18 protein-coding genes are annotated in these 20,466 nt (G+C 73.0%); 9 read left to right on the forward strand and 9 right to left on the reverse strand.

Annotated elements, in window-relative coordinates:
- Positions 1-2 precede the first annotated feature (2 nt).
- The 4 genes from ACH4K4_RS33460 to ACH4K4_RS33475 all read right to left on the reverse strand — a co-directional run bounded on the left by ACH4K4_RS33460 (position 3) and on the right by ACH4K4_RS33475 (position 4,902).
- The gene (locus ACH4K4_RS33460) at positions 3-1,601 is read right to left on the reverse strand and encodes an acyl-CoA carboxylase subunit beta (RefSeq protein ID WP_398172674.1); all 1,599 of its coding nucleotides are present in this window, start codon (positions 1,599-1,601) and stop codon (positions 3-5) included.
- Positions 1,598-3,319, reverse strand: a complete 1,722-nt coding sequence (locus tag ACH4K4_RS33465) for an acyclic terpene utilization AtuA family protein (RefSeq protein ID WP_398172675.1) — start codon at positions 3,317-3,319, stop codon at positions 1,598-1,600. Before ACH4K4_RS33465 ends, ACH4K4_RS33460 begins: the two co-directional genes overlap by 4 nt.
- Entirely contained in the window at positions 3,316-4,125 is an 810-nt protein-coding gene (locus tag ACH4K4_RS33470; RefSeq protein ID WP_398172677.1) for a TIGR03084 family metal-binding protein, read from the reverse strand. The genes ACH4K4_RS33465 and ACH4K4_RS33470 overlap by 4 nt, the downstream gene beginning before the upstream one ends.
- 165 nt (positions 4,126-4,290) lie before the next feature.
- On the reverse strand, positions 4,291-4,902 hold the full coding sequence (locus ACH4K4_RS33475) for a TetR/AcrR family transcriptional regulator (protein WP_398172679.1): 612 nt from the start codon (positions 4,900-4,902) through the stop codon (positions 4,291-4,293).
- Positions 4,903-5,008: 106 nt separating this feature from the next.
- On the opposite strand from ACH4K4_RS33475, the gene ACH4K4_RS33480 reads away from it, so the two are divergent.
- The 7 genes from ACH4K4_RS33480 (at position 5,009) to ACH4K4_RS33510 (ending at position 10,902) form a co-directional block, all read left to right on the forward strand.
- The gene (locus tag ACH4K4_RS33480; protein WP_398172681.1) at positions 5,009-5,698 is read left to right on the forward strand and encodes a nitroreductase family protein; all 690 of its coding nucleotides are present in this window, start codon (positions 5,009-5,011) and stop codon (positions 5,696-5,698) included.
- 268 nt (positions 5,699-5,966) lie between these two features.
- On the forward strand, positions 5,967-6,497 hold the full coding sequence (locus ACH4K4_RS33485; RefSeq protein ID WP_398172683.1) for a hypothetical protein: 531 nt from the start codon (positions 5,967-5,969) through the stop codon (positions 6,495-6,497).
- Between the two features lie 120 nt (positions 6,498-6,617).
- Positions 6,618-7,508 carry a DUF4097 family beta strand repeat-containing protein gene (locus tag ACH4K4_RS33490; RefSeq protein ID WP_398172685.1) on the forward strand — a complete coding sequence of 297 codons (891 nt, stop codon included), beginning with the start codon at positions 6,618-6,620 and terminating at the stop codon, positions 7,506-7,508.
- Positions 7,509-7,549: 41 nt separating this feature from the next.
- Positions 7,550-8,554 (forward strand): ATP-binding cassette domain-containing protein, encoded by a 1,005-nt coding sequence (locus tag ACH4K4_RS33495; RefSeq protein ID WP_398172687.1) that lies wholly within the window; start codon positions 7,550-7,552, stop codon positions 8,552-8,554.
- A complete protein-coding gene (locus tag ACH4K4_RS33500) occupies positions 8,554-9,345 on the forward strand; it encodes an ABC transporter permease (protein WP_398172689.1) in 792 nt (263 codons plus the stop codon). The genes ACH4K4_RS33495 and ACH4K4_RS33500 overlap by 1 nt, the downstream gene beginning before the upstream one ends.
- A 72-nt stretch (positions 9,346-9,417) precedes the next feature.
- Positions 9,418-10,665 (forward strand): cytochrome P450, encoded by a 1,248-nt coding sequence (locus ACH4K4_RS33505; protein WP_398172691.1) that lies wholly within the window; start codon positions 9,418-9,420, stop codon positions 10,663-10,665.
- Between the two features lie 3 nt (positions 10,666-10,668).
- On the forward strand, positions 10,669-10,902 hold the full coding sequence (locus ACH4K4_RS33510) for a ferredoxin (protein ID WP_398172693.1): 234 nt from the start codon (positions 10,669-10,671) through the stop codon (positions 10,900-10,902).
- Positions 10,903-10,975: 73 nt separating this feature from the next.
- On the opposite strand, the gene ACH4K4_RS33515 is transcribed toward ACH4K4_RS33510, so the two are convergent.
- From ACH4K4_RS33515 to ACH4K4_RS33525, 3 genes are all read right to left on the reverse strand, one after another.
- On the reverse strand, positions 10,976-11,950 hold the full coding sequence (locus tag ACH4K4_RS33515) for an EamA family transporter (RefSeq protein WP_398172695.1): 975 nt from the start codon (positions 11,948-11,950) through the stop codon (positions 10,976-10,978).
- 97 nt (positions 11,951-12,047) lie between these two features.
- Positions 12,048-14,900 carry an FAD-binding and (Fe-S)-binding domain-containing protein gene (locus tag ACH4K4_RS33520; RefSeq protein ID WP_398172697.1) on the reverse strand — a complete coding sequence of 951 codons (2,853 nt, stop codon included), beginning with the start codon at positions 14,898-14,900 and terminating at the stop codon, positions 12,048-12,050.
- 41 nt (positions 14,901-14,941) lie between these two features.
- Positions 14,942-16,324, reverse strand: a complete 1,383-nt coding sequence (locus ACH4K4_RS33525; protein ID WP_398172699.1) for an FAD-binding oxidoreductase — start codon at positions 16,322-16,324, stop codon at positions 14,942-14,944.
- Positions 16,325-16,392: 68 nt separating this feature from the next.
- Here ACH4K4_RS33525 and ACH4K4_RS33530 point away from each other — a divergent pair, with 68 nt between their 5' ends.
- Both ACH4K4_RS33530 and serC read left to right on the forward strand, forming a co-directional pair.
- A complete protein-coding gene (locus ACH4K4_RS33530) occupies positions 16,393-17,415 on the forward strand; it encodes a helix-turn-helix transcriptional regulator (protein WP_398172701.1) in 1,023 nt (340 codons plus the stop codon).
- Between the two features lie 17 nt (positions 17,416-17,432).
- Entirely contained in the window at positions 17,433-18,551 is a 1,119-nt protein-coding gene (serC, locus tag ACH4K4_RS33535) for a phosphoserine transaminase (protein ID WP_398172703.1), read from the forward strand.
- 59 nt (positions 18,552-18,610) lie between these two features.
- Here serC and ACH4K4_RS33540 read toward each other — a convergent pair whose 3' ends face one another.
- Positions 18,611-19,438, reverse strand: a complete 828-nt coding sequence (locus ACH4K4_RS33540; RefSeq protein WP_398172705.1) for an ABC transporter permease — start codon at positions 19,436-19,438, stop codon at positions 18,611-18,613.
- Positions 19,435-20,397 (reverse strand): ATP-binding cassette domain-containing protein, encoded by a 963-nt coding sequence (locus ACH4K4_RS33545; protein ID WP_398172707.1) that lies wholly within the window; start codon positions 20,395-20,397, stop codon positions 19,435-19,437. Before ACH4K4_RS33545 ends, ACH4K4_RS33540 begins: the two co-directional genes overlap by 4 nt.
- Positions 20,398-20,466 lie beyond the last annotated feature (69 nt).

A 20,466-nucleotide genomic window follows, 5' to 3' on the forward strand; every position in this document is an offset into this window, starting at 1 on the left:
CCTCACATCCGGAAGACGCCGAAGCCGCCGCGCGCGCCTTCGACGGGCGCGGTGTGGACGGCGGACAGGCACAGGCCGAGGACGGTGCGGGTGTCGCGCGGGTCGATGACGCCGTCGTCGTACAGCCGCCCGGACAGGAACATCGGCAGCGACTCGGACTCGATCTGCTGCTCGACCATGGCGCGCAGTGCGGCGTCCGCCTCGTCGTCGTACGGCTGCCCCTTGGCGGCGGCGGAAGCGCGGGCGACGATCGACAGCACCCCGGCGAGCTGCTGCGGGCCCATCACGGCGGACTTCGCGCCGGGCCAGGCGAACAGGAAGCGCGGATCGTAGGCGCGACCGCACATGCCGTAGTGCCCGGCGCCGTACGAGGCGCCCATCAGGACGGACAGGTGCGGGACCTTCGAATTGGACACCGCGTTGATCATCTGGGCGCCGTGCTTGATGATGCCGCCCTGCTCGTACTCCTTGCCGACCATGTAGCCGGTGGTGTTGTGCAGGAAGACCAGCGGGATGTCGCGCTGGTTGGCGAGCTGGATGAACTGGGCGGCCTTCTGGGACTCCGCGCTGAACAGCACGCCCTGCGCGTTGGCGAGGACGCCTACGGGGTAGCCGTGCAGCCCGGCCCAGCCGGTGACCAGGCTCGGCCCGTACAGCGGCTTGAACTCGTCGAAATCCGAGCCGTCCACGATCCGCGCGATGACCTCGCGGGGGTCGAAGGGCGCCTTGAGGTCGCCGGGGACGATGCCGAGCAGTTCGTCCTCGTCGTACTTGGGCGGCGCGGCGGGTGCCGGATCGGTGTGCGCCTTGCGCCAGTTCAGCCGGGCGACGACGCGGCGGGCCCGGCGCAGCGCGTCCGGCTCGTCCAGCGCGAAGTGGTCGGCGAGCCCCGAGGTGCGGGCGTGCATCTCGGCGCCGCCCAGCGACTCGTCGTCGCTCTCCTCGCCGGTGGCCATCTTGACCAGCGGCGGACCGCCGAGGAAGACCTTCGCCCGCTCCTTGACCATGATCACGTGGTCGGACATGCCGGGGATGTACGCGCCGCCCGCGGTCGAGTTGCCGAAGACCACGGCCACGGTGGGGATGCCGGCGGCGGACAGCCGGGTGATGTCCTTGAACAGGGCGCCGCCCGGAATGAAGATCTCCTTCTGGCTGGGCAGGTCGGCGCCGCCGGACTCCACCAGCGACACGACGGGCAGCCGGTTGGCGAAGGCGATCTCGTTGGCGCGCAGCGCCTTCTTCAGCGTCCAGGGGTTGGAGGCGCCGCCGCGTACGGTCGGGTCGTTGGCGGTGACCAGGCACTCCACGCCCTCGATGACGCCGATGCCGGTGATCAGGGAGGCGCCCACCGGGTAGTCGCTGCCCCAGGCCGCCAGCGGCGACAGTTCGAGGAACGGGGTGTCGGGGTCGAGGAGCAGTTCGATGCGCTCGCGGGCGAGCAGCTTGCCGCGCTTGCGGTGCCGCTCGACGTACTTCTCGCCGCCCCCGCCGATGGCCTTGGCGTGCTCGGCCTCGATCTCCGTCAGCTTGGCGAGCATCGCCTCGCGGTTGGCCGCGTACTCGGGCCCTGCCGGGTCCAGTCGGCTGCCCAGCACGGTCACAGCAACACCTCCGGTATGTCCAGGTGGCGGGCGCGCAGCCACTCCCCCAGCGCCTTGGCCTGCGGGTCGAAGCGGGCCTGCGCGGCGACGCCCGCGCCCAGCAGGCCGTCGATCACGAAGTTCAGGGAACGCAGGCCGGGGAGCAGGTGGCGGGTGACCGGCAGCCCGGCCGCCTCGGGGAGCAGGTCGCGCAGCCGCTCGGCCGTCAGTTCGTGGACCAGCCAGCGCCACGCCGCGTCGGTACGGACCCATACGCCGACGTTGGCCGAGCCGCCCTTGTCACCGCTGCGGGCCCCGGCGACCAGGCCGAGCGGGACGCGGCGTGTCCGGCCGTCGTGGGCGAGGGGTTCGGGCAGGGCAGGCTCGGCGAGCGGTGTCAGCTCGCGGGTTTCCGCCGGTGGCGGCACCGTGACGCGGTTGCCGTCCGGGAGTACGGCGGTGTGCGGCACGTCCGACGCGGCCACGAACTCCGCCTCGAAGACGCCGTACGGCTCGCCCTTGCCCGGCGGCGCCGTGACGTGGAACCCGGGAATGCTGCCGAGCGCCAGCTCGACCGCCGCCCCGCTGACCACCCGGCCCACCGCGTCCTGGTCGGCGTCCCGCACCACCAGCCGCAGCAGGGCGCTCGCCTCCTCCTGGACGGCGGCGTCCGCGTGGTCGGTGCGGGCCAGCGTCCATTCCACGGACGCCGGGCGGCGCTTCGCCGCGTCGAAGGCCGCCTCCATCTGCTCCCGTACGAGGGCGGCCTTGGCCTCGATGTCCAGGCCGGTCAGCACGAACGTGACCGCGTTGCGCCAGCCGCCGAGGCGGGTCAGGCCCACCTTCAGCGCCGGCGGCGGCGCCTCGCCGCGTACCCCGTCGATGCGTACCCGGTCCTGGCCGTCCTGCGTCAGGCGTACGGTGTCCAGCCGCGCGGTCACGTCGGGGCCCGGGTAGCGCGCGCCGGCCGTCTCGTACAGGAGTTGCGCGGTGACCGTGCCGGTGGTCACCGCGCCGCCCGTGCCCGGGTGCTTGGTGATCACCGAGGAGCCGTCGGCGGCGATCTCGGCGAGCGGGAAGCCGGGGCGGCGCAGGTCGTGGGCGCCGGGGAAGTCGTCGGCGGCGAAGAAGGAGTAGTTGCCGCCGGTGGCCTGGGTGCCGCACTCCAGGACGTGGCCCGCGACCACCGCCCCCGCCAGCCGGTCGTGGTCGGTGGGCGCCCAGCCGAAGTGGGCCGCCGCCACCCCGCTGACCAGCGCGGCGTCCGTGACCCTGCCGGTGACGACCACGTCGGCGCCGGCCCGCAGGCACGCGGCGATGCCGCCGCCGCCCAGGTAGGCGTTGGCCGTCAGCACACCGGCGCGCCCGCCGTACCGGGGCAGCAGGTCGTCGCCCTCCACGTGCGCGACTCGGACCGGAACGCCGACCCGGTCCGCCAACTCCCGTACGGCGTCGGCCAGTCCCGCCGGGTTGAGGCCGCCGGCGTTGGTGACGATCCGCACGCCGCGCTCGGCGGCCGGGCCGAGGCTGTCCTCCAGCTGCCGCAGGAAGGTTTTCGCGTAGCCGCGCGCCGGGTCCTTGAGCCGGTCCCTGCCCAGGATGAGCATGGTCAGCTCGGCGAGGTAGTCGCCGGTCAGCACGTCCAGCGGGCCGCCGGTCAGCATCTCGCGCACGGCGTCGAAGCGGTCGCCGTAGAAGCCGGAGGCGTTGCCGACGCGCAGCGTGTCGCCGCCGGTCACCGGGCGCTCTCCCGGCCACCGCGGCCGCTCGGCTCGCGGCCCTTGCCCGGCGGCCCGGCGAACGCCTGGGCGATACCCAGCCAGTGCTCGGCGTCGGCGCCTTCGGCCCGTACGTCCACGTCGTCGCGGTGGGCGCGCTGGGTCACCAGGAGGCAGAACCCGAGCGCGTCGCCGGTCACCCGCTGTGCCGCGTCCTGCGGCCCGTACGTCCAGGTGCCGCCGCCGGGGGCACGCAGCTCGACCCTGAACTCCTCTGCCGGGGGCGTGAGTCCGCGTGCCGCGTACGCGAAGTTCCGGGCGCGCACACCGATGCGGGCCACGTGCCGCAGCCGCGCGGTGGGCTCGCGCGCGACGCCCAGCGTGTCGGCGATGTCCTGGCCGTGCGCCCAGGTCTCCATCAGCCGTCCCGTGGCCATGGACGCGGTGCTCATCGACGTCGCGAACCACGGCATCTTGTCCCCCGTGGTGCGGGTGGCCAGGGCCTCGTACAGCTCGTCCCGGCCCGCCCGCCAGCGCGTCAGCAACTCGGCGGGCGGCGCCTGCGCCGCCGCCTCCGCGCCCTCGTCGACGAAGGTCTCGGGCGCGGCCAGGGCCCGCTGAACGGCTTCTTGGAAGGCGCCGGGGTCGGTGGCGGACAGCAGGGCCTGCCGGTCGGTCCAGGCCAGGTGCCCGATCTGGTGGGCGATCGTCCAGCCCGCGGCGGGTGTCGGCTCCGCCCACCGTCCGGGCGCCAGGCCGCCGACCAGCGCGTCGAGCGCGTCCCCTTCGGCTTTGAGATCCGCCAGTACGGCGTCGGCGTCGGACACGCGGCACTCCCCTCGTCGGCCATCTGCCGCCGGGGCAGGGCGCGTTGACTCATGCGGTGCGGATACCGAGCGTGGCAGCGCGGAGAGAAACAATCAAGCACGCCTGCATGATTTTCTGCGCGGCCACGAGTCCGCCATACGCGGCAGGCCCGGCCGCCTTCCCCGTCAGCCCTTTCCCGCCCTTCCCGGCAGAGCCTGATCGAGGAGGACTTCCGCCGCCGCCCGCGCGTGTCGGCCGTAGTCCGCTTCGTCCAGCACCATGGCACGACTGGCCGCCCCGTCCGCGAGGGTGGCCAGCTGCTCGGCGAGTGCGAGGGGTTCGCGGCAGCCCAGCTCCGTCACCACCGCGACGATCAGTTGCACCATGCGCAGCTTCTGCTCCCGGGCGTAGGAGTGCACCGCGCTCTCCGGGTCGGGGAACTCCGCGGCGGCATCGATGAACGGACACCCGCGCACCGGAGCCGCGTCCGCCACCGGCTGGTCGAACAACCTGCGGATCCGGTCACGCGGCGGGATGTCCTCGCGGGTCAGCACGCCTTCCAGGGTCGCCCCCGACAGTGCGAGGCCCTGCAAGTGGGCGATGACCAGATCGTTCTTGGTGCGAAAGTGCGAGTAGAGCGTCCGCTTGGACACCGGCGCTTCCTCGGCGACCTGTTCCATGCCGGTCGCGCCGATGCCCTGGGTCGCGAACAGCCGGGCGGCGGCAGCCAGGATGCGCTCCCGCCCGCCGCGCCCCCGCCGGGATGCCGTGGCCGTCGTACTCACGGTCGTGTTCATGAATTAAGTATACGCACTCGTTTACTTAGGTCGGCGTGTCACGTAAGGTGACCGCCACATGTAAACGGAACCGTTTACATCGACTCTCTCGTCACCAAGGAGCGCCATGAGCAGGTTCGCCCCTACCGAGCTGAGCAGTTGCGCGGAGAAGCTGATACGCGGCCGTCACGCGACCCGCGCGTTCCGTCCGGAACCCGTACCCGAGGACACGATGCGCAGGATCTTCTCGCTGGCCGGCACCGCGCCGTCCAACTCCAACGCACAACCGTGGCAGGTGGAGGTGGTGAGCGGCACGGCACGTCAACGCCTGGCCGGTGCCCTACAGACGGCCCACGCCGAACGGCGCACCTCGGTGGACTTCCCGTATTCCGAGGGGATGTACGCGCAGATGCACCAGACACGCAGGGCGGCGTTCGGTGCCGAGTTGTACGGGGCCCTGGGCATCGACCACGACGATCACACCGCACGTGCGGCCTACGACTCGGAAAGCCTGCGCTTCTACGGCGCGCCACACGCCGCCTTCCTCTTCGTCCACGGCGACGGAGAGGCCCGGCTGGCCGCGGACGTCGGCGCCTACATGCAGACGCTGCTCCTGGCGATGACCGCGTACGGCGTGGACAGTTGCCCACAGGGACTGCTGAGCTTCTACGCCGACACCGTCCGCACCGAACTCGGTGTCACCGGAGGGAAGCTGCTCGTCGGCATCTCCTTCGGGTACGCCGACGAGACAGCACCGGTGAACCGGGTGAGGGCCGAGCGGGCCCCACTCAAGTCGACAACGGCCTTCCACAACTAGGCAGTTGACGTCGGCGAGCCAGCCCCACCGGAAGACCGCGACTACGGAACGGCCACGGCAAGGGCTCAACACGGCAGCGCGGTGACGCCAGCTCGGCACATCCACGCCGCCAAGGTGGCGTCACGGTGACACCACCACATGCCATCCCGCTGCCGAAACGGCGCCACAACTCGTTAATTTTCTCAAATAACCGCAGGTCAGAGCCGCATGCGCCACGTTGGGGGCAGTCTGGCTCGCCATGGCGCCATCAATGTGCCATGATGGCGTCATGGACCTCACGCCCTACGTCGACAACCTCCGGCAAGAGCTGGCCGTCGCCGCGGACGCCGGCGGCGACGACGCCCGCGCCCTCGCCGAGCGGCTCACCGCCCCCCTGGAATCCGCCGCCCGCCTGACCCTCCTGAACGCGCTGTCCGCCGCCATGGGCGAGGTCACCCGGGAGCTGGCGCCGGGCTCGGTCGACGTACGGCTGCGCGGTCTCGACCCGGAGTTCGTGGTGACGGCGCCGCCCGCCCCCGAGCCGCTCCGGGACGAGCCGGAGCCCCTCGCGGCGCCCGCGCCGCCCCCGCCGCCCCCGCCGCCCGCCGACGCCGACGACGGCGCCATGGCGCGGATCAACTTCCGCCTCCCCGCCCACCTCAAGGCCCGCGCCGAGGACGCCGCGACGGCGGAGGGCCTGTCGGTCAACGCCTGGCTGGTGCGGGCCGTGTCCACCGCCCTCGACGGCGGGCAGCGCGCCAACCCGCCGGGCCGCGCCGCACCCGCAGGCGGCCGGAGCTTCACCGGCTGGGTCCGCTAGGGCGCTGGGCCGCCGGCCCGCCCCACCCGCTTCCACCGGCGGATCGCCGATCCAGCCGACGTCATCATCACCCGCCTCACCGGCGGGAACACCCACACGAGCCAAGAGGACGGCACAGCCATGCCTGCTTTCGAGACCCCCGGACCGATCACCGCCACCCTTGAGCTGGACTGCGGCACCGCCCGTATCACCGCCGGCAAGCGCACCGACACGATCGTGGAGGTGCTGCCGCGCAACAAGGCCGACGACAAGGACGTACAGGCCGTGCAGCAGACCCAGGTCACCTGCTCGGGCGGCCGCCTCGCGATCAAGACGCCCAAGAAGCGGTCCCTGTTCGGCAAGCCGGGCACCATCGAGGTGAGCGTCGAACTGCCCGCCGGTTCGGATGTCCGGGGCACCTCGGCCCTGGGCGCCTTCTTCTGCGAGGGCAGCTTCGGAGAGGTCACCCTCAAGACCTCGCTCGGCGACCTCCAGGTCGACGAGGCGGCCGGCGCCGACCTCAGGACCGACCACGGCGACATCCGGCTGGCCCGCTCGACCGGGGACGTCGAAGCCATCGGCTCGGGCCGGATCGAGATCGGCACCGTGAACGGTTCGGCGACCGTCAAGAACAGCAACGGCGCCATCGAGATCGGCGAGGTCACCGGCAGCCTGCGGACCACCGCGGCGAACGGCGACATCTCCGTCGGCACCGCGCACGGCGACGTCGGCGCCAAGTGCGCCAACGGCCGTACCGACATCGGCGTCGCCCACGCCGGAGTCGACGCCTCCTCCTCCAACGGCGGCATCCGGGTCGGCGACGTCACCCGCGGCCGCATCGACCTGCGCACCGCCGTCGGCAACCTCGAAGTGGGCATCCACGAGGGCACCGCCGCCTGGCTCGACACGCACACCAAGTACGGCGCCGTACGCAACGCGCTCGGCTCCGCCGCAGGCCCCGCGGACTCCGACGAGACCGTCGAGGTGACCGCCCGTACCTCGACCGGCGACATCGTCATCCGCCGCGCCTGACCCCACCCGTCCCAACGCTCCACCGCCGAAGGGAAAACGGCATGACTGCCACCCGGATATCCGCGCCGGTCACCGCGCACGCGAAGGCGTCGGCTATCACCGCCACCGGACTGCGCAAGTCCTACGGCGACAAGCTCGTGCTCGACGGCATCGACCTGGACATCGCCGAAGGCACCATCTTCGCGCTGCTCGGGCCCAACGGTGCCGGCAAGACCACCACGGTGGAGATCCTGTCCACGCTCATCGACGCCGACGCGGGCGAGGCGTGGGTCGCGGGCCGCCACCTGACCAGGGCCGCCGACGCGGTGCGCGCCACGATCGGCGTCACAGGACAGTTCTCGGCCGTCGACAACCTGCTGACCGCCGAGGAGAACCTCCTCCTCATGGCGGACCTGCACCACCTCGACCGGCGCGAGGGCAAGCGGCGGGCCAAGGACCTGCTGCGCCGCTTCGACCTGTCCGAGGTGGCGGGGAAGACCGCCGTCACCTTCTCCGGCGGCATGCGGCGCAAGCTGGACCTGGCGATGACCCTGGTCGGCGATCCGCGCATCATCTTCCTCGACGAGCCCACCACGGGACTCGACCCGCGCAGCCGGCGCACCATGTGGGAGATCATCCGCGGCCTCGTCGCCGACGACGGCGTGACCATCTTCCTGACCACCCAGTACCTCGAAGAGGCCGACCAGCTCGCCGACCGGATCGCCGTGCTGGACCACGGCACGCTGATCGCCGAGGGCACCGCCGACGAGCTGAAGCAGCGCATCCCCGGCGGTCACATCCGGGTGCGGTTCGCCGACGCGCGGGGCCTGCACACCGCGGCGGACGTCTTCGGCATCGCCACGCCCGACGAGGAATCCCTCACCCTCCAGGTCCCCAGCGACGGCTCCGTCCCCAACCTGCGGGCCGTCCTCGACACGCTGGAGACCACCGGCCTCCAGGCCGAGTCGCTCACCGTGCACACCCCCGACCTCGACGACGTCTTCCTGACCCTCACCGGTCAGCCCCGCCCCGCCGGCACCGCCGCCTCGTCCAAGGAGAACGTCTGATGGCCACCATGTCCTACGCCGCCAGGGACTCCAGGACGATGCTGCGGCGCAACCTGAAGAAGGCCCTGCGCTACCCGTCCCTGACGCTCACCGTCGTCATCATGCCCATCGCCATGCTGCTGCTGTTCAACTACGTCTTCGGCAGCGCCCTGGGCACCGGCATCAGCGGCATGCCCACGGGCAGCGGCGACTACATCGACTACCTCGCGCCCGGCATCATCCTGATGGCCGCCACGTCCGGCGCCCTGACCACCGCGATCAGCGTGTGCAGCGACAAGACCGAGGGCATCGTCAACCGCTTCCGCACGATGCCGATCTCCCCCGCCTCGTTTCTGACCGGCCATGTCGTCGGCAGCGTGATCCAGACGATGGCCAGTATCACGCTGGTCACCGGCGCCGCCCTGCTGATGGGTTTCCGCCCCACCGCGACGCCCGTCGAGTGGATCGCCGTCATCGCCCTGCTCGCCCTGCTCACCCTGGCCCTGACCTGGATCTCCGCGGGTATCGGCCTGGTCGCCAAGAACGTCGAGACCGCCAGCAACATCCCGATGCCGCTGACCTTCCTGCCGTTCCTCGGCAGCGCCATCGTGCCGACCGAGTCCATGCCCGCCGGCCTGCGCTGGTTCGCCGAGTACCAGCCCTTCACGCCGATCATCGAGACCCTGCGCGGCCTGTGGCTCGGCACCGGGATCGGCTCCAGCGCGCCCATCGCCCTCGCCTGGTGCGCGGCGCTCACCCTGGTCGGCTACCTGTGGGCACGCCGCACCTTCAAGAGCGGCGCCAAGCGGTAACCACCGCCCCGCTCGCGCCACTTCACCGCTTCCCACCACCCACACCCAGCTCGTCGACCGCAGGAGGAACCCATGTCGTACGACCCGACGGCCCCCGGCACCACCACCGACGACACCGCCACCGAGGAACCGCCCACCCTGCCCACCGACCGGCACACCGGCTGCCCCTTCGACCCGCCCGCCGAACTCACCGCGCTGAGCGACCAGCCGATACGCCGCATGCGCTACGCCGACGGGCACCTGGGCTGGCTGGCCACCGGACACGCCGCGGCCCGCGCCGTCCTGTCCGACCCGCGTTTCAGCTCACGCTACGAATTCCTGCACCTGCCCGTGCCGATGCCGGGCCTGGAGGGAGTGACGGAGATGCCACCGGCACCGGTCGGTGACTTCCTCGGCCTCGACGCCCCCGAGCACACCCGCTTCCGGCGGCTGCTCACCGGCAACTTCACCGTCCGCAGGATGCGCCGGCTCTCCGAACGCGTGGAGCAGTTCACGCATGAGTGCCTGGACGCCATGGAGCAGGCCGGACCCACCGTCGACCTGGTGGAGGCGTTCGCGCGGCCGGTGCCCGCGCTCATGATCTGCGAACTGCTCGGCGTGCCGTACGCCGACCGGGACCGGTTCCAGGGGCATGTGGCGACCCTCTTCGACCAGAGCGCGGAAGCGGAGGCGAAGGGCGAGGCGTTCACCGCCCTCGGCCGGTTCCTGGGCGAACTCGTGGCCGCCAAGCGCGCCGAACCCACCGACGACCTGCTCAGCGACCTGACCAGCTCCGACCTCACGGAGGAAGAGCTGATCGGCGTCGGCGGGGTGCTCCTGGCCGCCGGACTCGACACCACCGCGAACATGCTCGGCCTCGGCACCTTCGCCCTGTTGAGCAACCCCGGCCAGCTGGCCGCCCTGCGCGCCGACCCGGACCTCGCGGAGCAGACCGTCGAGGAGCTGCTGCGCTACCTCAGCGTGGCCGACCCCATCCTGCGCTCCGCACTCGAAGACGTCGAGGTCGAGGGCCAGTTGATCAAGGCCGGTGAGACGGTGACCGTGTCCGTCCAGGCCGCCGACCGCGACCCGCACAAGTTCCCCGACCCCGACCGGCTCGACATCCACCGCAAGGCCACCGGACACCTGGCCTTCGGCCACGGCGCCCACCAGTGCCTGGGCCAGCAGCTCGCCCGCGTCGAGATGGCCGTCGCGTTCCCGGCGCTCTTCGCCCGCTTCCCCACCCTGCGCCTCGCGGTGCCGCCGCAGGAGGTGCCGCTGCGCGAACGCGCCAACATCTACGGCGTGGTCAGCCTGCCCGTCACCTGGGTCAAGGAGTAGTCCATGAGCGATCCGCAAGAGCCACTACGGCTCGGTGTCGACCGTGACCGCTGCGTCGGCGCCGGCATGTGCGCCCTGACGGCCCCCGGAATCTTCGACCAGGACGACGACGAAGGTCTGGTGGTGCTCCTGGCCCCCGCACCGGACCCCCAGCACCGGGCCGCCGCCCGGATGGCCGCCGGCCTCTGCCCCGCCGGAGCCATCACCCTCCGCTCCCCGGAGCCCACGGACCCGTAACAGCCGTGGCACTCCGGGCCGAGAACCCCGCACCGCGCACCGGTGAGGGGCTCTCGCGCGTGCGGGCCCCGGTTCATCCCGTTCCGGCCCGCCCCGCGCTCCGTACGGCGCCGACGCTCGCCAGGACCACCAGCCCGATCGCCGCCACCTCGGCCCAGCCGAGCGCCTGGTGCAGGACCAGGAAGCCCGCGGTCGCCGCCGCGGCCGGCTCCAGGCTCATCATCACGGCGAAGCCGGAGGCCGGGAGCTTGCGCAGGGCGAGCAGTTCGAGGGTGTACGGCGTGACCGAGGACAGCAGCGCGACGGCGGCGCCCAGCCCGATCGTGACCGGGTCCAGCAGGGCCGTGCCCGCGCTGGTGATGCCCAGCGGGAGGCTCAGCAGCGCCGCCACCGACATCGCCAGGGCCAGCCCGTCCGCCTGCGGGAAGCGCTGTCCCGTACGGGACGAGAGCAGGATGTACGCGGCCCACAGCGCGCCCGCCGTCAGCGCGAGCCCGGCGCCGAGCGGGTCCAGCCCGTCGAAGCCCTCGCGCCCGAGCAGGGCCACGCCGCCCAGCGCGAGCGCCGCCCACAGCAGGCTCAGCGCCCGCCGCGAGGTGACCACCGACAGGATCAGCGGGCCCATGAACTCCAGGGTGACGGCGGCGCCCAGCGGAATACGGTCGATCGCCTCGTAGAACAGCGAGTTCATGCCGACCAGGGCGACGCCGAAAGCGACGATCGTGGCCCAGTCGCCCCGGCCGTAGCCGCGCACCCTGGGCCGGCAGGCGATCATCAGGACGAGCGCGGCGACGACCAGGCGGAGCGTGACCACACCGAGCGCGCCGGCCCGCGGAAAGAGCAGCACCGCCACCGAGGCGCCGAACTGGAGCGAGATGATGCCGCCGATGACCAGCGCCACGGACGTCAGACGCCCGCCGGCCGCCGCGCCTGCCCCCGCGGCACGGACCTCCTCGGAGGCGGGGATCACCGGTTTGGCGACCGGCACCGGCTCCGGGACCGTGGGGAGGGGCGGCAGGCTGCTGGACTCGTGGCGCGACTCGTTCACACGCACACGCTACGGCCCGCCTCCCGGGCCGTGAAATGTGATTTTCATCAGGTGGGATGCCGTGCGGGCCCGGGCCGGAACATGGCGCTCCGCATCTTCATCCCCGCGGCGGCAGCGCCGCCGCCAGCACCTCGGCCAGGTGGCGGGCGCGCCGGTCTGTCAGCTGGCCGATCTGGGTGCGGCAGGAGAAGCCGTCCGCGAGAACTTCCGCGCCCGGCGCCGCTTCCCGCACGGACGGCAGGAGCTGTTCTTCCGCGCACGCCACGGACACGTCGTAGTGACCGCGCTCGAAGCCGAAGTTGCCGGCCAGGCCGCAGCAGCCGCCGCTGAGCGCGCCCGCCAGCCCGGCCCGCGCACGCAGGCGCCGTTCGGCGGCATCGCCGAGGACGGCTTGCTGGTGGCAGTGGGTCTGGCCGACGGCCGGACGGTCGAGGCGCGGCGGTTCCCAGCCGGGCGCCCGCTCCTCCAGCACCTGCGCGAAGGTGCGCACGGACGCGGCCAGCCGCGCGGCGCGCGGGTCGTCGGACAGCAGCTCGGGCAGGTCGGTGCGCAGGGCCGCCGCGCAGCTCGGTTCGAGGACGGCCAGCGGCGTGCCGTCCGCGAGGAGCGGTTCGAGCGCGTCCACCGTACGGCGCATGACCGTGCGCGCCTGGTCGAGCTGGCCGGTCGAGACCCAGGTCAGGCCGCAGCACAGGGCCCCTTGGCGGCGACGCGCCGGTGGCAGCCGTACGGAGAGCCCGGCGGTCTCCAGCACCTGTACGGCGGCCCGGCCCACCTCGGGTGCGAGGTAGTTGGTGAAGGTGTCGGGCCACAACAGGACCGCCGGGCCGCGTGCTGTCCCGGAGGGCCCGGCCCGCTTCGCCCACCACCGTACGAACGGCTCGGCCGCCAGTTCCGGGATCGCCCGCTGCGGCGCGATGCCGCCGAGCCGCTTGCCCGCCCCGGCCAGCGGCGTCCGCGCCAGGGCGTTGAGCAGCGGCGCGACCGGGGCCGCCGCGCGCAGCCAGCGCGGCAGCCGGCCCATCGAGTAGTGCGCGGCGGGCCGCAGCCTGCCCGCGTAGTGGTGGTGCAGGAACTCGGCCTTGTACGTGGCCATGTCCACGCCCACCGGGCAGTCGCTGCGGCAGCCCTTGCAGGACAGGCACAGGTCCAGCGCGTCCCGCACCTCCTCCGACCGCCAGCCGCCGGTGACCACCTCGCCCGCCAGCATCTCGTGCAGCAGCCGGGCGCGGCCGCGCGTGGAGTGCCGCTCCTCGCCGGTGGCGCGGTAGGACGGGCACATGACGGCCGAGGGGCTGGGCGCGGTGGTGCGGCACTTGGCGACGCCTACGCAGCGGCGTACGGCCGCCGAGAAGTCGCCGCTGTCGTGCGGGTAGCCGAACTCCACGTCCACCGGGCGTTTCGGCAGCGGCGCGAAGCGCAGGTTCTCGTCCATCCGGCCGGGGCGTACGAGCATGCCGGGGTTCAGGCCGCCCGCCGGGTCCCACAGGTCCTTGAAGCGTTCGAAGAGGCCGACCAGCTCGGTGCCGTACATCTTGGGCAGCAGCTCGGCGCGCGCCTGCCCGTCGCCGTGCTCGCCGGAGAGCGACCCGCCGTGCGCGACGACCAGGTCGCCCAGGTCGCAGGAGAACTCCCGGAACCTGCGGACGCCCTCCGCGCCCAGCAGGTCGAAGTCGATGCGGACGTGGATGCAGCCGTCGCCGAAGTGCCCGTAGGGCGTGCCGCGCAGGCCGTGCTGGGCCAGCAGGGCACGGAAGTCGCGCAGGTAGGCGCCGAGCCGCGCGGGCGGCACCGCGCAGTCCTCCCAGCCGGGCCACGCCTCGGAACCGTCGGGCATCCGGGTGGCGGTGCCCGACGCGTCCTCCCGCACCCGCCACAGGGCGCGCTGCCGCGCCGGGTCGGTGACGACGACGTGGTCGGTCGTCGCCGCACCGGCGCCCCGGCACAGTTTCCCGGCGTGCGCCAGCGCCTCTCCCGGATCGTCGCCGCCCATCTCGACGAACAACCAGGCCCCGCCCTTGGGCAGGTCCGCCGCGCTGCCCACCAGGTCGGCGGCCATGCCCTCGACGGTCAGCGGCGAGTACGGCAGCAGCGTGTGGGCCGCCTCGGCCGCCGCGCTCTCGTCCGCGTACCCGAGCACCGCCAGCACCCGGGCCGCGGGCGCCGCGACCAGCGCGACGGTGGCCTCGGTCAGCACGCCGAGCGTGCCCTCGCTTCCGGTGAGGGCACGCGCCAGGTCGGTGCCCTTCTCGGGGAGCAGGGCGTCCAGCGCGTAGCCGGAGATCCGCCGCGGGAGTTCGGGGTACCCGGTCCGCAGCAGCGCCAAGTCGCCGTCCACCAGCGCCCGTACGCCGTCCCGCAGCCGCTGCGGGAGCGCGTCCAGCGCCGCCGTGCCCCGCCCGGCCCGCAGCCGCTCACCCCCGTACGTCAGCACGTCCAGCTCGCGCACGCTGTCGGCGGTGGTACCCCACGCCACCGAGTGCGAGCCGCAGGAGTTGTTGCCGATCATGCCGCCGAGGGTGCAGCGGCTGTGCGTGGACGGGTCGGGGCCGAAGGTCAGGCCGTGCGCGCCGGCCGCCGCCCGCAGGTCGTCCAGTACCACGCCCGGCTGCACCACGGCCGTACGCGCCTCGGCGTCCAGCGACACGATCCGCCGCAGGTGCCGGGTGAAGTCCATGACCACGCCCACGCCGGTGGCCTGCCCCGCGATGCTCGTACCGCCGCCCCGCGGCACCACCGGCACGCCGCGCTCGCGGCAGACCCGCAGGACGGCGGCGACGTCCTCGGCGTCCCGTGGCGCGACCACCGCCCGCGGGACCCGGCGGTAGTTGGACGCGTCCATGGTCATCAGCGCCCGGTCCCCGGCGGCGGCCGACACCTCGCCGCGCACCGCCTGCGCCAACTCCCCGGCCAGCTCGCGCGTCTCGCGTGTCTCCATACGATCAGCCATGCACCCAGCCTGCCCGCTCCACGGGCCTCCGGACCCCCGCCCTACGCCCGGAACACGTTCTCCGGGTCCCACGCTTCCTTGACGTCGCCCAGCCGCTGGTACACCGCCTCCTCGTACGCGTCGGCCGCCTTGTCACCGTGATCGCCGAACAGGAAGTTGACGCTGCGGCCCACCGCCCACGGCGCCAGCACCGCGCGTACTTCCTCGTGCAGGGCCCGTACGGTCCCGGCATCCGTACCGTCCAGCGGCGAGAGCAGGCGCAGCAGATAGCGCGCGTCCCGGTGACCGACGGAGCCGGCGCCCTCGGTGAGCGCGCCGCCGAGGTGGTTGAGCTGCACCACGCACATCACCGGGGCGTCGGGCCCGGTCAGCGCGGCCACCGCGCGCAGCGCGGCCGCGTCCAGGCCGCCCAGCATGACGCTGTCACCGTCGTAGGCATGCGGCGTTTCCGGGTCCTGGTGAATGGTGTGCGACTCGGTGTACGGCATCTCCCGCAGCGTGTCGGCCACCCGCGGCCCGACCGCGCGCAACGGCGCGACCAGCCGCTCGCCTTCCTGAGCCGCCCCCGTGAACGCGATCCTGATCTGCGCGAGGTAGCGGCCGCGCAGGTGCGGCGGCATGCCGGCCACGTCCGGGTACGCGATCAGCCCCACCGACGAGGTCAGCGCGTCGGGCACCTCCTCGGTCCACGCCAGGTACGCCGCCAGCACCTCGTCCAGCAACTCGGCACCGAACACCAACTGCCCGCCGTACACCCGCCCGACCGGCACCAACCCGAACTCCAGGCCGGTCACCACACCCAGCCCGTGCCCGCCCCCGAGCAGCGCCCGGAACAGCTCCGGGTCATGCGCCTCGGAAACCCGCCGCAACTCCCCGTCAGCAGTGACCAGTTCCACCGCCCGGACACGATCCGACGCATACCCGAACTCCCGCCCGAGAATGCCCAGCCCGCCGCCGAGCGTGTAGCCCACGACCCCCACCCCCGGCGACGACCCGTTCACCGGCGCCAGCCCATAGGGCGCGGCCTCCTCGATCACATCGGCCCAGAGCGCGCCCGCACCGGCCCACGCGGTACCCGCACCGGCGTCGATCCGCACCTCGTCCATCCGGCGCGTACTGACCAGCAACCCACCGTCGGTGGCGGCCGCCAGCCCGTGCCCGGTCGACTGCACGACCACCGGCAGCCTGCGAACGCGGGCGTACCGCACCGCCTCCACGACGTCCCCCGCCGAGACGGCCCCGACGATCACCGAGGGCCGGTGACGGAACCCGTCCTGGAACCCGGACCGCTCGGCGTCGTACCCCTCGTCCCCCGGCACAAGAACGACACCACCGACCCGGCCGGCCAACTCGGCGACGGAAGAGGAGGCGGAGACGGAAGCGGCGGAAACGGAAGCGGTGGAAGCCCTTTGTGTGATGTCCATGCCGCGGACTCTGACGCGATAACTTGACACTTTCCGTCAGGTTTTCCGCGAGGCTCCAGGAGACCCCTGTGAAATCCGACCGCCTCCTCTCCATCCTCCTGCTCCTCCAGACGCGCGCCCGGGTGTCCGCTGCCGAGTTGGCCGGGCGGCTGGAGGTTTCGGTGCGGACGATTTACCGCGATGTCGAGTCGCTGTCCGCTGCCGGGGTGCCGGTGTACGCGGAGCGGGGGCGGCATGGGGGGATCGCGTTGTTGCCGGGGTTTCGTACGGATGTGACGGGGCTGACCACCGACGAGGCGCGGGCGCTGTTCGTGCTGGCCGCCGAGGGGACGCACCGGGCGCTGGGGCTCGACGACGCGTTCGGGTCCGCGCTGCGCAAGGTGATGGCCGCGCTGCCCGCGCCGCACCGGCCGGCGGCGGAGCTGACCAGCCGCCGGATCCTCGTCGATCCCGACCGCTGGCTGTCGGGGCCGCGCCCGCCCGTCGATCTGGACGCCCTGCACACCGCGGTCTTCGCCGACCGGCGGTTGCGCATCCGGTACCGGCACAGCGGCGCCGACCGGCCGCGTACGTACACCGTGGACCCGTACGGGCTCGTCTCCAAGGCCGGGACCTGGTATCTCGTCGCGGACCGCCGGCAGCGCCCGCAGCTGTTCCGGGCCGACCGGGTGGCCGCGGCGGACGTGCTCGACACGCCGGTGCGGCGGCGGGAAGGGGTCGAGCTCGCCGACGCGTGGCAGGCGTTGCGGCGGCAGGTGGAGGACCGGCCGGCGGGGGTGCGGGTGACGGCGCGGGTGTTGCGCTCACGGCTGGACCTCTTCGCCCGCATCGTCGGGCCCGCGCTGACCCGGCCGCCGGAGGACGACGGCGGCGGTGAGTGGGTGGCGGTCGAGCTGGAATTCCGGGAGTTGCGGGCCGCCCGGCAGCTGTTGCAGTTCGGGGTGTCGGTGGAGGTGCTGGCACCGCCGGAGGCGCGGGCGGAGCTGGCGCGGGCCGCCGCGTCGGTCACCGCCCTGTACGCGGACGCGCCCCGGGCGGCGGTGTCCGATCCGTCTCATCCGGTGGACCGAGGTCCGGACCCGGCCCCGTGACGGATTACGCTTCGCCCGTGGCTGATATCCAGATCCCCGCTGACATCAAGCCCGCCGACGGTCGCTTCGGCGCGGGCCCCTCCAAGGTGCGTACGGAGGCGCTCGACGCCCTCGCCGCCACCGGAAGTTCTCTGCTCGGTACGTCCCACCGCCAAGCACCGGTCAAGAACCTGGTCGGCGAGGTCCGCGACGGCGTACGCACGCTCTTCCAGCTGCCCGAGGGCTACGAGGTCGTCCTCGGCAACGGCGGCTCCACCGCCTTCTGGGACATCGCGACCCACGGCCTGATCGAGCACAAGTCGCAGCACCTGACCTTCGGCGAGTTCTCCTCGAAGTTCGCCAAGGCCGCCAAGCTGGCTCCGTGGCTGGCGGAGCCGACGCTCGTCTCCGCCGATCCGGGCAGTCACCCCGACCCGAAGGCCGAGGAGGGCGTGGACGTCTACGCCTTCACGCACAACGAGACCTCCACCGGTGTCGCCGCGCCCATCGAGCGCGTGGCGGGCGCCGACGCCGGCTCCCTGGTGCTGGTCGACGCGACCTCCGGCGCGGGCGGCCTGCCGGTGGACATCACGCAGACCGACGTCTACTACTTCGCGCCGCAGAAGTCCTTCGCCTCCGACGGCGGCCTGTGGATCGGCGTCTTCTCCCCCGCGGCCCTGGAGCGCGCCCGCAGCGTCCACGCCTCGGGGCGGCACATCCCGGAGTTCTTCTCGCTGCCGACCGCGATCGACAACTCGCTGAAGAACCAGACGTACAACACCCCGGCCCTGGCCACCCTCTTCCTGCTCAACGAGCAGCTGGAGTGGATCAACGGGCAGGGCGGCCTGGACTGGGCCGTGAGCCGCACCGCGGCCTCCTCGAAGGCGCTGTACGGCTGGGCCGAGAACGCCGCGTACGCGACGCCGTTCGTCACCGACCCGGCCAAGCGCTCCCAGGTCATCGGCACCATCGACTTCGACGAGGAGATCGACGCGGCCGCCGTCGCCAAGGCGCTGCGCGCCAACGGCATCGTCGACACCGAGCCGTACCGCAAGCTGGGCCGCAACCAGCTGCGCGTGGCGATGTTCCCGGCGATCGACCCGGCCGACGTGGAGGCGCTGACCGCCTGCGTCGACTACGTCATCGGCAAGCTGTAGCAGCGCGCCCGTGACGCGCCCGGGCCCCGGCGGGCAGGTCCCGCCGGGGCCCGGCGCGTTCAGCGGCTGAGGCGCTGGAAACGGCGTACCGCCAGCGGCAGGAAGACCGCGGTCAGCGCGAGCGGCCAGACCACCGCCATCAGCAGGGCGTGTTCCTCGATCCAGCTGCCGCCGCTCGCGCCCGGCTGCCCGAACAGTTCGCGTACGGCGTTCGCCGTCGAGGAGACCGGGTTCCACATCGCGACCGCGCCCAGCCAGTCCGGCATCATCGACGGCGGCGTGAAGACGCTGGAGACCATGCCGAACGGGAAGGCCACCGCGAACAGCCCGCCCGCGGCCTCCTGGTTGGGCACCAGCAGGCCCAGCAGCACCCCGGCCCAGATCAGGGCGAAGCGCAGGAGCAGGAGCAGGCCGAAGGCGGCCAGGGTGGCGAGCGGGCCGCCGTCGGAGCGCCAGCCGACGACGACGGCGATCAGCGCCAGTACGGCGAGGTCGAGCGCCGCGCTCAGCACGTCCGAGACGCCCCGGCCGCCGACCACCGCCGACCGGGCCATCGGCATCGAGCGGAAGCGGTCGGTCACCCCGCGGTCCTTGTCGACCGCGACCAGCATCGCGGTGTTCATGAAGCCGAAGGCCATCGTCATGGCGAAGATCCCGGGCATGGCGTAGTCGCGGTAGTCGCCCTCGCCGCCGACGTCCATCGCGCTGCCGAAGACATAGACGAAGAGGAGGACGGAGACGACCGGGAAACCCAGCTGCCAGGCGACGTTGGCGGGCTGCTTGACGAGGTGGGTGAGGTCGCGGCGGACGATGGTCCGGCAGTCGGCCAGGGCCCAGTACAAGCGCCGCCCCGGGTGGTTCCCGGCCGAGGGGGTGTGCGCGCTCACGCCGCCGCCCCCGTCCCGTACGTCAGCCGCAGGAAGACCTCGTCCAGCGTCGGCCGCCGCAGCCCGATGTCGGCCACGCCGACGCCCGCGTCCTGCAGCGCCCGCGCCACCTCGGTCAGCGCCGCCACGCCGTCCGTGACCGGCGCACCGACCCGGCGCTCCGCCTCGTCCGTGTCCGGCTCGGCGCCGTCCGCCGCCACCCGCGCCACGATCCGCGCGGCGCGCGGCAGTTCGGCGGCCTCACGCAGCACCACCTGGACGCGGTCGCCGCCGATGCCCTGTTTGAGCCCGTCCGGGGTGTCGTCCGCGATGGTGCGGCCGTGGTCGATGACGGCGATCCGGTCGGCGAGCCGGTCGGCCTCGTCGAGGTACTGCGTGGTCAGCAGGACGGTCGTACCGCCCGCGACGAGGTTCCGCACGGCCTCCCAGACCTCGTTGCGGCTGCGGGGGTCGAGTCCGGTGGTCGGCTCGTCCAGGAAGAGCACCTCGGGTGCGAGCAGCACGCTCGACGCCAGGTCCAGGCGCCGCCGCATACCGCCGCTGTACGCCCTGACCTGCTTGTCCCCCGCGTCGGCCAGCCCGAAGCGGTCCAGCAGCTCCTGTGCGCGGGCCCGCGCACGGCGCCCGCCGAGGTGGAAGAGCCGTCCGAACATCTCCAGGTTCTGGCGGCCGGTCAGAATTTCGTCGACGGCCGCGTACTGCCCGGCGAGGCCGATCCGCGCGCGGACGGCGTGCGGGTCGCGCGCCACATCGTGCCCGGCCACCGTCGCCCGGCCGCCGTCCAGCCGCAGCAGTGTCGCCAGGATGCGTACGGCGGTGGTCTTGCCCGCGCCGTTGGGGCCGAGCAGGCCTTGGACGGTGCCGCGCCGTACGGCGAGGTCGAAGCCGTCGAGTGCGCGTTTGTCGCCGTACCGCTTGGTCAGCCCCTCCACGAGCACCGCCACGTCGGATGTGTGCATGCGCTTCCCCGTCCTCCCCGTTCTCCGCGCACCCCGGAATCGGGTACGCCGTACCCAGTAATACGGCCC

Origin of the sequence: Streptomyces sp. NPDC017529, from assembly GCF_044329785.1 — a bacterium.
Lineage (GTDB): Bacteria > Actinomycetota > Actinomycetes > Streptomycetales > Streptomycetaceae > Streptomyces.